At 50.8% G+C, this 14,816-nt stretch carries 17 protein-coding genes; 1 reads left to right on the top strand and 16 read right to left on the bottom strand.

Translation table 11 applies throughout. The features are described 5' to 3' along the window. Positions 1-59: 59 nt before the first annotated feature. From KSO86_RS02470 to KSO86_RS02440, 7 genes are all read right to left on the bottom strand, one after another. Positions 60-1,628: an ABC transporter substrate-binding protein gene (locus KSO86_RS02470; RefSeq protein WP_216378066.1), complete on the bottom strand. Its 1,569-nt coding sequence runs from the start codon at positions 1,626-1,628 to the stop codon at positions 60-62. A 245-nt stretch (positions 1,629-1,873) separates the two neighbouring features. After that, complete coding sequence (locus KSO86_RS02465) at positions 1,874-2,731, bottom strand: TrmH family RNA methyltransferase (RefSeq protein ID WP_216378067.1); 858 nt, start codon at positions 2,729-2,731, stop codon at positions 1,874-1,876. Between the two features lie 86 nt (positions 2,732-2,817). Beyond that, positions 2,818-3,198 carry a 50S ribosomal protein L20 gene (gene rplT, locus KSO86_RS02460; protein WP_091281196.1) on the bottom strand — a complete coding sequence of 127 codons (381 nt, stop codon included), beginning with the start codon at positions 3,196-3,198 and terminating at the stop codon, positions 2,818-2,820. Between the two features lie 30 nt (positions 3,199-3,228). Continuing rightward, positions 3,229-3,423, bottom strand: a complete 195-nt coding sequence (gene rpmI, locus KSO86_RS02455) for a 50S ribosomal protein L35 (protein ID WP_216378068.1) — start codon at positions 3,421-3,423, stop codon at positions 3,229-3,231. A gap of 90 nt (positions 3,424-3,513) precedes the next feature. After that, positions 3,514-4,140 carry a translation initiation factor IF-3 gene (infC, locus tag KSO86_RS02450; protein ID WP_366504492.1) on the bottom strand — a complete coding sequence of 209 codons (627 nt, stop codon included), beginning with the start codon at positions 4,138-4,140 and terminating at the stop codon, positions 3,514-3,516. Between the two features lie 246 nt (positions 4,141-4,386). Next, positions 4,387-5,112, bottom strand: a complete 726-nt coding sequence (locus KSO86_RS02445; RefSeq protein WP_216378069.1) for an SseB family protein — start codon at positions 5,110-5,112, stop codon at positions 4,387-4,389. Continuing rightward, positions 5,105-5,653: a hypothetical protein gene (locus KSO86_RS02440; protein ID WP_216378070.1), complete on the bottom strand. Its 549-nt coding sequence runs from the start codon at positions 5,651-5,653 to the stop codon at positions 5,105-5,107. Before KSO86_RS02440 ends, KSO86_RS02445 begins: the two co-directional genes overlap by 8 nt. Before the next feature lie 173 nt (positions 5,654-5,826). Between KSO86_RS02440 and KSO86_RS02435 the strand changes: the two genes are divergently transcribed. Continuing rightward, positions 5,827-6,591: a VIT1/CCC1 transporter family protein gene (locus KSO86_RS02435; RefSeq protein ID WP_216378071.1), complete on the top strand. Its 765-nt coding sequence runs from the start codon at positions 5,827-5,829 to the stop codon at positions 6,589-6,591. A 4-nt stretch (positions 6,592-6,595) separates the two neighbouring features. On the opposite strand, the gene KSO86_RS02430 is transcribed toward KSO86_RS02435, so the two are convergent. The 9 genes from KSO86_RS02430 to hrcA are packed head-to-tail and all read right to left on the bottom strand — an operon-like array spanning position 6,596 to position 14,764. Continuing rightward, on the bottom strand, positions 6,596-7,396 hold the full coding sequence (locus KSO86_RS02430) for an isoprenyl transferase (RefSeq protein WP_216378072.1): 801 nt from the start codon (positions 7,394-7,396) through the stop codon (positions 6,596-6,598). Between the two features lie 6 nt (positions 7,397-7,402). After that, positions 7,403-8,131, bottom strand: a complete 729-nt coding sequence (recO, locus tag KSO86_RS02425; RefSeq protein WP_216378073.1) for a DNA repair protein RecO — start codon at positions 8,129-8,131, stop codon at positions 7,403-7,405. A 6-nt stretch (positions 8,132-8,137) separates the two neighbouring features. Next, entirely contained in the window at positions 8,138-9,070 is a 933-nt protein-coding gene (era, locus tag KSO86_RS02420) for a GTPase Era (protein WP_216378074.1), read from the bottom strand. Beyond that, positions 9,063-10,328, bottom strand: coding sequence for a hemolysin family protein (locus KSO86_RS02415; protein WP_308164944.1), 1,266 nt, complete (start codon positions 10,326-10,328; stop codon positions 9,063-9,065). Before KSO86_RS02415 ends, era begins: the two co-directional genes overlap by 8 nt. 5 nt (positions 10,329-10,333) lie before the next feature. After that, positions 10,334-10,846 carry an rRNA maturation RNase YbeY gene (gene ybeY, locus KSO86_RS02410; RefSeq protein ID WP_216378075.1) on the bottom strand — a complete coding sequence of 171 codons (513 nt, stop codon included), beginning with the start codon at positions 10,844-10,846 and terminating at the stop codon, positions 10,334-10,336. Further along, a complete protein-coding gene (locus KSO86_RS02405; protein ID WP_216378076.1) occupies positions 10,839-11,804 on the bottom strand; it encodes a PhoH family protein in 966 nt (321 codons plus the stop codon). The genes ybeY and KSO86_RS02405 overlap by 8 nt, the downstream gene beginning before the upstream one ends. Before the next feature lie 10 nt (positions 11,805-11,814). Then, positions 11,815-12,555: a 16S rRNA (uracil(1498)-N(3))-methyltransferase gene (locus KSO86_RS02400; protein ID WP_216431760.1), complete on the bottom strand. Its 741-nt coding sequence runs from the start codon at positions 12,553-12,555 to the stop codon at positions 11,815-11,817. Next, on the bottom strand, positions 12,552-13,697 hold the full coding sequence (dnaJ, locus tag KSO86_RS02395) for a molecular chaperone DnaJ (protein ID WP_216378078.1): 1,146 nt from the start codon (positions 13,695-13,697) through the stop codon (positions 12,552-12,554). The genes KSO86_RS02400 and dnaJ overlap by 4 nt, the downstream gene beginning before the upstream one ends. Before the next feature lie 38 nt (positions 13,698-13,735). Beyond that, positions 13,736-14,764, bottom strand: a complete 1,029-nt coding sequence (gene hrcA, locus KSO86_RS02390; protein ID WP_216378079.1) for a heat-inducible transcriptional repressor HrcA — start codon at positions 14,762-14,764, stop codon at positions 13,736-13,738. Positions 14,765-14,816 lie beyond the last annotated feature (52 nt).

The following is a 14,816-nucleotide window of genomic DNA, read 5'->3' as shown; positions in this document are numbered from 1 at the left end:
GAAGGGGCGGATGCGGGTGTTCGCATCCGCCCCTCAATCGTTTAATTCAGCTGTCTGACTTACTTATGGGATGCACCGAGGAGGTACAAACCGGTTGTTGCAATGGAGTCAACACCATCAAGCGCAGCAGGGTTGTAGGCAGTAATCATCGAACGGTGGAACAATGGGAAGATTGGCGCCTTTTCAGCAACAATATCCTGGATTTCTCCCCACTTTGCTTTAGCTTCAGCACCATCAAGCGAATCGGCTTCAGCCATCAAAGATTGGATCTTGTCGTAAGTTTCCTTATCCGAGTTAGCGAAGTTAGAACGCTTGTGCATCCATGCATTGTCGCCGTACCACCATGAGAAGAAAATAGCCGGGTCGTTACCGAACACGGACGGATCTCCTGGAGCCAAGATGACGTCGTAGGTTGGGTTCTCCACATCAGCATTATCAGCGTAGAGCGCAGCAGAAGCCTTGGACTCAATGTTGACCTTAATTCCAATCTTTTCAAGATCTTCCTTAATCTGAGGAGCCAAGTTAGCAACCCATGGGTGATCAGTGGTCAGCAAGGTCATCTCGAGATCGGAAACACCGGCGTCAGCCAAAAGCTTCTTTGCATCTTCGATAGAGTAGCTGAGGTCAGTTGCTGGCTTCTTATATGATGGGTTCACTTCTGGCAAGAAGGAGGTAGCTGCTATAGCTTTGCCGTCAAGTGAGGAATCAATGAGTCGCTGAATGTCAATCGCACGGTGAATTGCTTGGCGAACCTCTGGCTTATCGAATGGGGCTTTAGTGGTATTGAACATCAAGAATGGGTTGTTGTACCCTTCGACTTCCTTGACTTCCCACCCTGCAGCTTGGAGCTGATCGATCGTGGCAGCTGGAACAGCTTCCATAACGTCGGTGGTACCGCCCAAGGCAGCTGATAGACGCTGACTGTCGTCCTTTTGTGGGTTCCAGACGATCTTCTCGAGCTTCACTGGATTCTTGCCGCTGTAGTGCTCATTCACTACCGCAGTAATAGGAGTACCTTCCTTTGGTGCCGACTCAAACTTGTATGGGCCAGTACCAATTGGCATTGTCTTGAGATCGTCATCGCTCATGCTAGCTGGAACGACCTTCACTAAGGCCAAGCGTTCCTTGAGCTTTGCAAATGGGTAGTTCAGTTCAATGGTAATGGTGGAATCGTCCTTGGCGGTTACGCTCTTAATTGCGCTGAAGAATGGGGTGTAAAGTCCACCTTCATTTGAGTTGCGCTCGTAAGACTTGACGACGTCGTCTGCTTTGACATCGGTTCCATCAGAGAACTTTGCACCCTCGCGTAACGAGATCTCGTATGTAAGTTCGCCAACTTCCTTTGGCTCCCCTGCAGCGAGTGCTTCGTGTGTGGAGTAGTCAGCCATATTGAAGTCGTAGAGACCTTCGAGAATATGCCAGTTAACTCCATTAGCAAGGGCCGATCCAGCGTGGATTGGGCTCCAGTTCGTTGTTTCGTAGGCTACACCAGCGTTGAGAACACCAGATGGACCTTTGGACTGTGCACCATCATCGGTGCTCTTTGCTTCAGTGTTGCCACCACAGGCACTAAGTACCAAAGCTGTTGCGGCAAGCGTTGCCACGATACGCGTCTTCTTGACAGACATATACTTTCCTCTCCATTGAGCATAAGAGCAACCGTCACCTGGAAGCTCGTATGTTGTCCGACAAATTTATCGTAGGTGTTTATCACATATCATGCAACACAGACCGACCATTTTAGATAACGATCTGATAACATTTCATGCTGACATCCCGACGAGAGCCGGACTTCCCCTGTTGCTACGCAGGTATGTTCATCGTAACAGGAATTAGGATTTGAAGAGCATATCGCGCGACAGTTTTCTCGTGTTCAACAAGCAGTATTTCGATTTTGTGCTTGCGCTGAAGCATACAGACAAAGTCCCGTGGCCATAGCTACGTTAAGTGATTCTGATTTCCCCCACATAGGTATACGAACCCGCGCGTCTGCCCATGCCAATTGCTGTTGAGTAAACCCGTGTGCTTCGTTTCCAACTAACCACAACGTGGGCCTACGTAAATCGATATCCGCTAGCGGATTATGTTCTTGAGAAGAAAGTAATGCCTGATCTGACAGCGTTGCTAGGTCATAATCCCCATTACCATCTGCAATAAGAACTTGGAAACCTGCTAGCTTAGCTCGATCAACTACCTGAGAAACGTCCTCATCTTCGATGATAGGGAGATGGAAATAAGAACCGGCGGTAGAACGCAACACTTTAGGATTTGTAGCGTCAACAGAACCACTCCCAAGGATGACACCGCCAGCGCCGACCGCATCAGCAGATCGAATAATAGTACCGACGTTGCCGGGATCAGATCCCTCCACCATGCACACCAATAACTGGCTACGGGCGAACACAGTGTCTAGTTCTTCCTCATCAGGAATTGAGATTACCGCAAAAATTCCTTGTGCATTTGGAGCATGCTGTTCACTTAGCTCGCATGGAAGCACGTGAGTATACGGGTCAACGTGTATGAGTAACTCGTCAATATCTGGATAACGTTCCAGGGCAGGTTCAGTGACATAGACGTCGCGAACTTGGTTTGGCATCTCTGCCAATGCTTCGCGAACAGCCTGCGGACCTTCAACGAGTGCTTGCTCGTACTCGATACGCGCTTTACGCCGAGATAAACCAAGCGCTTTCTTCAGCTGACCAGAAAGTGTCATCATCGGTGTTCGCGGCATGAATACTCCTAATATTTTACGAATACGATGACGCTCCCACTCAACTAACCGAGCGGGAGCGTCATCAGAGCTAAATTTACCTAAAATCAGGCAACTGGAGCATTAACATCGGCTGGAAGTGCCTTGCGAGCAGCTTCAACAACGGATGCGAATGCAGCTGGATCATTAACTGCCATTTCAGCAAGCATACGGCGATCAAGCTCGATACCTGCGAGCTTGAGGCCCTGCATGAAACGGTTGTACGTCATACCATTGGCGCGAGCACCAGCGTTGATACGAGCGATCCACAGCTTACGGAACTCATTCTTCCGGACCTTACGGTCGCGGTAGTTGTATACGAATGAGTGAGTAACTTGTTCCTTAGCCTTGCGGTACAAGCGGGAGCGCTGACCACGGTAGCCAGATGCCCGCTCAAGTACAGTGCGACGCTTCTTCTTGGAATTAACGGCGTTCTTTACACGTGCCATGTTCTTTAATCTCCTTTAGTGCGAGCTAGCTCAGATGCCGAGCAATGATTTGGCCTGCTTGACGTCTGCCCGTGCCACCGGCTGATCCGAGGATAGACGGCGAGTACGACGAGACGACTTGTGCTCGAGAAGGTGGCGCTTACCAGCCTGCTCACGCATCAACTTGCCAGATCCCGTCTTACGGAAACGCTTCTTTGCACCGGAGTGCGTCTTCATTTTTGGCATTTTATTTCCCTCAATGCTACCTAGGTAGCGTTCTGTTCTGGCTTCCTGTTACAGAAGCGGTTCGTGTCAGCTTGTCTTGAAATTAAGCCATCAGTCTTCAGCAGGCGCTTCAGTTTTCGAAGCAATCCGTTCAGCATTCTTTTGAGCACGACGCGCTTCTTCAGCACGACGGTTCTCACGTTCAGCTTCACGACGACGACGCTGATCAGATTTAGCTTCTGACTTACGGCGAGTTGGTGCAAGCACCATCACCATGGAGCGACCATCAACACGCGGCGCTGACTCAACGGCTGCGTCTTCTGCAGTATCTGCAGCTAGACGTTCCATGAGTCTCATGCCTACTTCTGGACGGGATTGCTCACGCCCCCGGAAGCGCAATTGGATCTTGACTTTGTCTCCCCCGTTGAGGAACTTAATAATTCGCTTCAACTTGGTCTCATAGTCATGCTGATCGATCTTAAGACCGAGGCGCATTTCCTTTAATTGCGTATTGGCTTGATTGCGACGTGACTCGCGTGCCTTCTGTGCGGCTTCATACTTGAACTTTCCGTAGTCCATAAGTTTGGCCACGGGCGGGTTCGCGTTAGCTGCCACTTCAACAAGATCGAGGTTCGCTTCCTGAGCGAGTCGCAGTGCATCCTCAACACGTACTACGCCGACCTGCTCTCCGGCTGGGCCTACTAGACGTACTTCGGCGACATTGATTCGATCGTTGATTCTTGGCTCGTTGATAATTGCTCCTCTTAACTTAACTTCGACGTGCGACGCGCACGGAGTCCAGAGGGCATACGGTACTTTGCCGTATTCTCGTAACCCGGCCCCTAACGGGACCCAGGTGGGATATTCTCCGCTTGCGTTCCGGCATATGCCGGTCGGTCATTACCTAACTCTACCAGCTTTCGGCACCAGATCCCAAAAACATTCACCCTTACAATCAAATTATGCGGTGAGCTTGCGCACGTTTCAGCATATGCGAGGTCTTATCTCAACAACATCGAGCCGAGCACGCACATAAGGATCACTTTCTAAAGCTTTACTTACGTATGTTGCCACCCGCATAACATCAGACATCTGCCTATCTGCAGGGAAAATAATATCCACAATACAAAAACCAGCCGGTCCGGGCTCGATACTCATATGGACAATGTCAGAGGCAACCTCTTGAGCAACCGTCGCGACACAGTCTTTAATTCTTTCATCATTCCAGGGCGCCAACCAGCGCCCGCCACTGGCTAACGCTATAACTGCTGTACGCCCCAGCCAAGTTTCTGTGGACGAACCAGGATCGAGAACCATCAGACCCGTTTGCTGTTTCAGACTGGCAATAGCAACTGATTCAACAGTTGCCGGTACCGGGCGCGCTCCCTCGTGCCATTGTGTAAGCGCATCGATGCCTGAGAAAACAACCACCGCTGGCCGTTGCCCAGCGAGCTCAGTAGTAACCAAAGACCCATCGCCCGCCAACGGTTGCGCTGAATAAGACTGATGTTCTTTTACGCGACCAGACTCATCGAGCCCCGGATGCTCATGTGGAACCACCGGTAGCAACAAGCGCGTTAACGATGCGACAACAGCTTCTGCTCGTCCATCAGCCACTGACAAAGTAAAAGCTTTGGCAAGTTCAGGTGGAACCGATCCGTCGTCGTTAGAAAACGGATTCGGAGCAAGTAGCGAGGCGATATCAGGCACGATCGTTCTCCTCGTCACCGTTAATCTCGCGGAAAATCTGCTCTAACTCTTCGGACGTCATCTTACTAATCGCGCCAGGAACGTCCGCAGGATCTTTTTGTCCCAACAATAGGGATTCAATCAAGGGATCTAACACATTAAGAATGAGTCCACCTGGAATTTCTTCGTCTCGTTGTCCGGATAGATAACGTACTGCAGACACTAGCCCGGATGTGCCAACTTCCGTGCCGACGTCGTCTCCTAAATCCGCAGTCAACAAAATAACACCGTATTCGGACAGCTGTGACACAATAGCTGCTACTTCACCAGGCTGATCTGAGACATCTGCGGTTTCATCTACGTCTACAGCATCGTCAGCTCCCCCTAGAAGCTCACTAATGTCCCAGTCATCAAAGCTTTTTACCGGAATATCACGAACAATCGCAGCCCCTGAATCCGTGGGGACAACTGTAGCCGAGATGCCTCGAAGTTTAAGTACTCCAGCAACAGGTCCAGGATGCTGAAAAGTTGTCAGGATCAGGTAGCGGCGTGCAGAGTTCACAAGCGTCCAACCTTCTAGTAGGGAGTCTCGATGCGTCTAAGTCTAGACGTGATACCTCACCGACACAAAAGGTTAGGACTACCGTCCCAAGGCCCGCCTAACCTTGCTATACCAATGCTATTGCGTCAGATAGAGTATGGATATACGAATGTTAGAGACGAAGGGAGCAGAAAATGACTCTAACTTTTGATCATCATTCCTGCAACTGCGACATTAAGACGAACGCACCCGCGAATCTTTCGTTCACTCCCGCAGCTCAAACAACAACAGTTTTGAATTCCAAGCTCAACTGGCTTCGCGCCGGAGTCCTTGGCGCCAACGATGGAATCGTCTCCACTGCTGGCATAGTTATGGGTGTATCCGGAGCTGCGGTAGACAGCCACGCACTCTTTGCTGCAGGTGTTGCTGGCATGGTCGCAGGCGCGCTGTCGATGGCCGCCGGCGAATACGTCTCGGTGTCCACTCAACGCGATACCGAAGAAGCAGCTGTCTTGGCCCAACGGAATTTCTTTCGTCGGGATCCGTACGGTGCACAACAACGGCTAGCAAGCCTAATCGCGGGTCGAGGCATATCAAAACCACTGGCATGGAGAATGTCTGAGGAACTAACGAAAAAAGATCCGGTCCATGCCTTGACTCAATATGAATACGGTATCGATGCAAACGATCTGACTAACCCCTGGCATGCTGCCTGGGCATCCATGATCTCGTTTGTGCTTGGTGCGCTTATCCCCTTTATCGCGATGATCTTTTCTCCCAGCGGCTGGGCAATCGGTCTGACAGTAGTATCGGTAAGCATTGCACTAGCAATCACCGGCGCAGTTTCAGCTTGGTTAGGCGGTGCACCGATAAAGCAAGCAACTCTGCGAAATATTGTTTGGGGCAACCTAGCAATGTGGGGAACATACGGGATAGGATTGCTGGTCGCATTCTTCTAGCTTGCTAGTTTTCCGGCACGATCTGGTCAACTGCCCCACCAAATCTACGTTGGCGATGTGCATAATCCGAAATACACCGCCATAGCGTGGTCCGATCGAATTCCGGCCATGGCTCATCAACAAACATCATCTCTGCGTAAGACGCCTGCCATAACATGAAGTTCGAGGTGCGTTGCTCACCTCCCGAGCGAATGAACAGATCCACATCTGGTAGTGCTGGCTGATACAGCGAATTCGCAATTGTAGCTTCTGTGATCTTACGTGGGTTAAGCTCACCGGCAGCCGCAGCTCGCGCAATCTCAACTACGGCATCAGTGATCTCTGCCCGTCCGCCGTAGTTACAGCAAAAGTTTAGGGTCAAGGTTGAGTTATAACGCGTTAATCGCTGTGCCTCTTGCAGCTCACGAATCACCGAGCTCCAGAGCCGTGGATGCCGGCCCGACCATACGATTTTTACACCCCAATTATCGAGCTCGTGACGACGGCGGTGGATCACATCGCGAGAATACTTCATCAAGAACGCGATTTCGCTGGGTGATCGGCGCCAATTTTCGGTCGAAAAAGCATAGACTGATACGACCTCAACACCTATTTCTACCGCCCCGGCTAGAACATCCATGAGTGCAATTTCGCCAGCTTTGTGACCTTCAGTGCGCGGCAGATTACGCGCATTCGCCCATCTGCCGTTACCATCCATGACAATGGCGATGTGACGTGGAATAGCATCAGCGGGTAACACCGGTGGCTGTACTTTTCCAGCGGGTGGGGCAAGTGGCTCATGTGGCATAGGATTGATACGTTCCATAATGTCCTAGTGTACGGTAAGAAGACGTAACGACTTCATGTGTTTTTCTAAATGCCATTGTGCGTAGGCTGCGACTATTGCTCCAGCTGCTTTTCGAGCAGATGACGACGACGTATCCGCCACCGCCCAATCTCCCACAACCAGAGCAAATAATAGTTGCCAGGTTTCGACTGATGGTGTTGCCGAACCGACTGGTCGGCAGTTATCACACACCGCACCACCAGCCGCAATATTTAACGCTGAGTGGGGCCCCGTAGTTCCGCACGTGGCACATTCATTAATCGAAAATCCCCAACCGGCAATCGTCATGGACCGCAAGATAAACGAGTACACAACGAGCTCGGGTGGATGCATATTCGACGCAACCGCGTGCAACGCACCAAAAAGCAAAACAAAAAGCCGAGTATCCGGCACATCGTCGTCGTTAATATAATCTGCCAATTCCACCAAAGCCGATGCTGCCGTATATGCATCATAATTACGCCCGATAGTACGCCCATACTGCGCAATCGAATCAACCTGAGAAATAGTATCAAGCGTTTTCCCGCGATATATTTGTACGTCAACGTGGGAAAAGGGTTCCACTCTGGCACCAAACCGGGAACCGGTTTTTCGTACTCCTTTTGCTACAGCACGGATTTTCCCATGATTGCGCGAGAGCATCGTAATAACTCGGTCGGCCTCACCGATATCGTGGGTACGCAAAACGATGGCATCATCGCGATACGTTTTCACGGCGAATCAGAATCCTAAGCGACCTAGCTGTTTTGGATCTCGTTGCCAGTCTTTGGCGACTTTGACATGAAGGTCCAAGAAAACACGCCGTCCTAGCAGGCGTTCAATGTTGGCTCGTGCTTCTTGACCAACTTTTCGTAACCGCTGTCCACCACGCCCGATAATAATTCCTTTTTGGGAAGGTCGTTCAACAAAAATATGTGCGTGAATGTCTAACAGCGGTTGCTTTTTAGCCCCCGGTTGTGACTCGCGTTCAATCATTTCTTCGACGACGACGGCGATAGAATGTGGCAATTCATCACGCACATCGGTAAGCGCAGCTTCCCGAATGAATTCCGCGATCATTGCCTCATCGGATTCGTCAGTAATAGCATCTCGCGGATATAGCGGCGGCGAAACTGGCATATGCGATAACAGCACATCACCTACCAGATCTACTTGTTCGCCGGCCACGGCACTAACCGGAACGATTTCGGCAAAGTCGTGTAGTTGGCTAACCTCAATAAGCTTATGAGCAAGGTCTTCCCGCGAAACTTTATCTACTTTGGTTACAGCAGCAAAAATAGGAACCTGCGCTTTAGCTAGTTCCCGGAGAAGATAGCGATCCCCCGGACCAACTTTTTCATCAGCCGGTAAACACATCAATGCAGCATCGACGCCTTCTAGCGAATCTCGAACCATATCGTTGAGACGCTCGCCTAAAAGTGTTCGCGGCCGGTGCAAGCCAGGTGTGTCCACCAAAATTAGCTGCCCGTTGTCACGCTGGACGATTCCCCGTACAACGCGGCGAGTCGTCTCCGGCTGGTTTGCAGTAATAACAATTTTTGTTCCTACCAACGCATTAGTCAGCGTAGATTTGCCCGCGTTCGGCCGCCCGACGATGGAAATAAATCCAGCACGATAATCTTCTGGCCAGTCGTGAATCATCTGATCATTCATGGGTTCCATCCTCTTCTGTTGTCTCGCGATAAGCGATAATGGTCTGCAACCGCTTTCGTCGGCCTTCAAATCTATCAGCTTTCATAATAATTCCATAAGCGTGGGCTTCAGAGCCTACGATCGGTATTCGCCCTAACGCTTTTGTTAACAGCCCACCAGCAGTTTCGACGTCGTCGTCGTCAATACGAATAGTGAAAAGCTCCCCTAGCTCATCTGCTGGAAGACGGGCTGGAACACGGTAAACCCCAGCAGAAATTTGCTCAACTTCAGGTTCTGCATGGTCATGTTCGTCAACCATGTCACCGACGATTTCTTCTAAGAGATCTTCGATCGTCACCAGACCAGCGATTCCACCGTATTCGTCAACGGCTAACGCAATATGTTTTGCTTCGCTACGCATCTCACGTAATAAATCGTCTGCCATTTTCGTTTCGGGTATAAAAACCGGCTCACGCATGACGTCCGCAACATTCAGATCGTCTCGTGACAATTTACGATGGACGCGGCGAACCACGTCCTTAAGATATAGGACACCGACGACGTCTTCGCTGGACTCAGAAATGACTGGCACCCGCGAGTATCCAGAACGATTAAAGAGCGAAATAGCATTGTCAAGAGATTCGAGAGAACCGATCGTCACCATGTCAGGACGCGGAACCATCACTTCTCGAACAAGCGTTTCCGATAGTTCGAAAACCGAACGCACGATTTCTCGTTCTTCGTCTTCTAATGCTTCTGACTCCGATACCCGTTCCACCATATAGTTTCGCTGATCGTCTTCAGAATCCTTTGCCTCATCATCGGTTTCGCGGCGCGTAACAAAAAGGCTACCAACTTTTGTTAACCACCATAAAAGATGACCGCCGAATCGTACTGAGCGGACCGGGTATTTAAATCCGAGAGTAGGCGGAATGATGATGTTGGTCAGCCCTAAGGTCAGCATCATCGCTACGACGACGCCAACTAGATTCAGCACCAAATTATGGACAACTAGGCCTACGAGTACCATCAAGGTTGCACCAAGAAGCACCAGAATACCTGAACGTACCGCCGTAACCGCTGTTATAGCAGCAAGCCTATGCGTTACAATTCGCGATACGAACGGACCAGAATAGCCTTCTTGCTCCGCATCTTCCACCTGTGCATGGGTAATTCGCGATAGCGCAGACAACATTAGTGCCCCACCAGCGGCCAATAGCGCACACGTGATTGCGATACCGATAAGAATCGGCAACGGGACAGCAGAAATTTCAGACACAGGTATCAGTCCACCGTCGGTGCAATATCATCGATCGTGGCATTCGGATCACGCGGATCACGCGGACGACGAGCTAAAAATGTCAACAGTAACCGCCGCTGTAAGTCAAACATTTCTTTCTTCTCTTCTGGCTCCGCGTGGTCATAACCCAGTAGATGTAGGATCCCGTGCGTCGTTAGCAAAAGAATCTCTTCCATGGTGTTGTGGCCGGCAGCTAACGCTTGCCGGGCGGCCACCTGCGGACAGATTGCAATATCCCCGAGCATACCTGGGCGTGGCTCTTCGCCGAGCGGCGTTGGCCGCAACTCGTCCATCGGGAACGACATCACATCAGTCGGGCCTTCAAGATCCATCCACTCAACGTGCAATGCCGACATTGCTTCTTCATCAATCATCACGATCGACAAATCGGCTTGCGGATGGACCCGCAGATCGTCGAGAACCCATGTGGCTAGCTCAGAAATCTCTTCTAAATCTGGAGCTGGCTCAAAGCCGGATTCGTCATTGACCTCAATCATGGATATCCTCCCCCGCATAGCGTGCATAGGCGTCGATAATATCGGCCACTAACCGGTGTCGAACTACGTCGCCAGCACCAAGTTCAATAAATTTGATATGCTCCACATCGCGTAAAATACGACGAACTAAACCAAGACCTGACTTGGCATTACGCGGCAGATCCACTTGGGTAAGATCACCGGTAACAACGATTTTCGAATTAAAACCAAGCCGGGTTAAAAACATTTTCATCTGTTCTGGAGTCGTATTTTGTGCCTCATCCAAAATAACGAAAGCATCATTAAGCGTGCGCCCACGCATATAAGCCAACGGCGCTACTTCAATAGTTCCGGCTGCCAACAGCTTCGGAATCGCTTCCGGATCGATCATGTCATAAAGCGCATCATACAGCGGACGCATGTACGGATCGATTTTGTCATTGAGAGAACCTGGTAAGTAACCTAGTGATTCGCCAGCTTCAACCACCGGACGAGTCATAATAATCCGCTTAACTTGGTTCTTTTGCAGCGCAACCACAGCTTTTGCCATAGCTAAATAGGTTTTTCCCGTACCAGCTGGGCCAATACCGAAAACAACCGTATTCTCATCAATCGCATCAACATACTCTTTTTGTCCGAGCGTTTTCGGCCGAATAGTTTTCCCACGATTGGTCAAAATATCAGTGGTCATCATATCGATCGGCCGGTTCAACCCGTCCGTCATCAGCTTCAACGCACGCTCAACTGATTCCGTGGTCAGATGCTGTCCCGACGCGGCAACAGAGACCAATTCGCTAATGAGATTACGCGCGATATCAACTGCTGATTCTGAACCCGAGATCCGAATTTCTTGACCGCGCACATACAGCTGTGCAGGAGCTAAACCACGTTCAAGGACCCGAAGTACCTCATCACGTTGGCCGAGAATGTTAATCATCGAAATACGGTCTGGAACAGTGACAGTGTGTGAAGTAATCATCTCTTCCATTCTACGCGTTTGCGCGGATAACAGCGATCGCCCATGGTCCCGCAGTTGCGGAACGTAACACATGTTCGCCTAATAAAACGCTCATCGCACCAGCATTTACGAATTGGTTAAGCTCATCATCCGTAATTCCGCCTTCAGGCCCAACGATGAACATGACGCGCTCGCTATCAAAACGTTGATTGCGAAGCGGCTCAGTTGCAGATTCATGACACACATATACCGCAGTTCCCCGTTCAACTTCCGCTACGATGTGCGATACCAGCTGTTTACTTGATACGACGTTTCTGACTTGCGGAATCCACGACCGCCGGGATTGTTTGGCCGCTGCTTTGGCAGTTGCCTGCCAACGAGCCTGTCCCTTAGCCGCTTTAGTATCTTGCGACCATGAGACAATGCTGCGATCTGCTTGCCACGGAATGAAACTATCGGCACCATATTCGGTTGCGGTTTCTATCGCCTGTTCATCCCGACCGCCTTTAGCTAACGCCTGCACTAACGTGGTATGAGGTTTATGGGCCGGTTCTTGTGCACTGTGTTCAACGGTTCCAGACAACTGGGTTTTCGATGTTGCCGTCACCGAGATAGTTGCCCGGTATCCGCAACCGTTAACGACGTCGATCTGCTCGCCCACTTTTGTGCGTCGCACGGTCACTGCGTGCCGCGCTTCATCGCCGCTCAGAATGACAGTGCTACCCTCCGGAACATCCTTAATATCTGGATCTACATATACTGGCCGAGTCATGAGGAACGACCAGTAAACTTGTCGCGTATCTTAGAAAAGACCGATGTTCCCGCAGTAACCGGCTTGGCCTGCCGTTCTTCACCCCGTAGCGACGCGAGCTGTTCGAGCAACGCACGTTGTTCGTCGTCGAGATTTGTTGGGGTAGTTACCGAAATATGTAGCTTCAAATCACCACGTGTTCCACGGTTGAGCCGCCCAACACCCAAACCGGACAATGTCAAAACATCGCCCGCTTGCATACCCGGTTCAATCTTGACGGTATGCGGGCCGTCGAATGTTTCGACGTCGAACGTTGTTCCCAACGCCGCGGAGGTCATTGGCACGTCGATAAAGCCGACCAAATTATCACCGTCACGCATGAAATTCGGATCCTCGGCAATATCTACTTCTAAGAACAGATCACCTGCTGGGCCACCCGCAATTCCCGCATCACCACGTCCTTGCATCCGGATCCGCATCCCGTTTTCCACACCGGCCGGGATATTCACCGTTACAGAACGATGGGACCGTACTCGTCCTTCGCCAGCACACTCTGGACATGGCGTCGAAATAATCGTGCCGTAGCCTTGACACTGTGGACAGGCAACAACAGAAACCATCTGACCCAAAATCGAATTCGATACCCGTTGTACTGATCCAGAACCATGGCATTGCGAACACGTTACTGGCTCAGTACCAGGCGCAGCCATCTGCCCATGGCAGGTTGAACACTCGGTCAACGCATCGATGCTAATTTTCTTCTCCGCGCCAAACACGACTTCTTTCAGTGACAGGCTGAGGCCGACCAACGAGTCTGCGCCGCGGCGGACACGCGACGCCGGCCCACGTTCGGCTGCACCACCACCAAAGAACGTACTGAAAATATCATCTAGTCCGCCGCCGAAGCCGAAGCCTCCACCGCCACCGCCACCGCCAAATCCGCCGCCATTACGCACCGCGTCAGCACCGCCAAGATCATACATTTGGCGCTTTTCTTTGTTCGACAACACATCGTAGGCTTCAGAGACTTCTTTAAACTTTTCTGCACCCTCCGGACCAGCAACGTCTGGATGGAGCTTGCGGGCAAGCTTTCGGTAAGCTTTCTTGATTTCCTCGGGAGTCGCGTTACGGTCCACCCCTAGAGTGTTGTAATAATCAGCCACGTGTTCCTTCTTCGTTAGTGTCAGATTGCAAACTTATCTTATCGAGATTCATGTGTCCCGCTGAGTATATGAGACAGATATGAGGCTACGGCCTGCACACCCGACATAGTACGGTGGTAGTCCATTCGTGTCGGCCCAATAATGCCTAGACGAGCCACCGAAGACTGGTTAGTTCCAGAATATGACGTTGAGACAACAGAAGCATTGTCCAATTCAACTTCGGTGTTCTCTTTACCAATATGTACGACCATGCCATCGTTCATGTGCGTCAGCATTCGCATCAACACAACTTGTTCTTCAAGAACGTCAAGCATATCAGACATAGTGCCATTAAAATCAGCATCATACTGCGCCAGGTTTTTTCGGCCGGCCACGACAACGTGCTCTTCCGAATCTGCAGCCAGCGTGTGCATAATTGCATGTCCCACTGTTTGTGCAAGCTCGGCAAGAGCTACCGGAACGTCGTCGGCAACTTTCGCCATCGCATCGTCAAGCTCGCTTAGCTGTTTTCCAGCGCACTGCGCGTTGATGCTATTACGCACGCTGGCAACGTCATCCGCGTCCAACGCACGATCAGCAACCAGTGTTCGTTCTTCTACCCGACCTTCGTCAGTGATAATAACAAGCAAAACATGAACTTGCCCGAGCAAAATGAGCTCGATATGACGCAAGGCAGTACGGCGCAACGATGGATACTGGATAACCGCAACCTGCCCAGTAATCTTTGCCAAAGCCCGCGTTGCCCGCGCCAAAATTTCATCGAGGTCCTGAGCAGAAGTGAGAACTTTTTCGATTGCGTGACGTTCTGCTACCGAAAGCGGCTTAATCTCGTGGATTGAATCAACGAACTCGCGATATCCCGCATCAGTCGGCACGCGCCCAGCGGACGTATGCGGCTGAACAATAAGACCAGCTTCTTCCAGATGAGACATATCGTGACGCACAGTTGCTGGAGAAACGCTGAGTTTATGCCGCTCCACTATGCCCTTTGAGCCAACAGGTTCCCGAGTAGCAACATAGTCACGCACAATTGCGTTTAATACAATTTTCCGGCGTTCATCTGACATATGCCACCTCCTCATATTTCCCTGTCCCCATGAATAATCAACGAGCTTTTGC

The sequence above is a fragment of the Arcanobacterium phocae genome (assembly GCF_018913465.1).
Classification (GTDB): Bacteria; Actinomycetota; Actinomycetes; order Actinomycetales; family Actinomycetaceae; genus Arcanobacterium; species Arcanobacterium phocae_A.
This window is presented reverse-complemented; position numbering and strand designations above follow the sequence as displayed.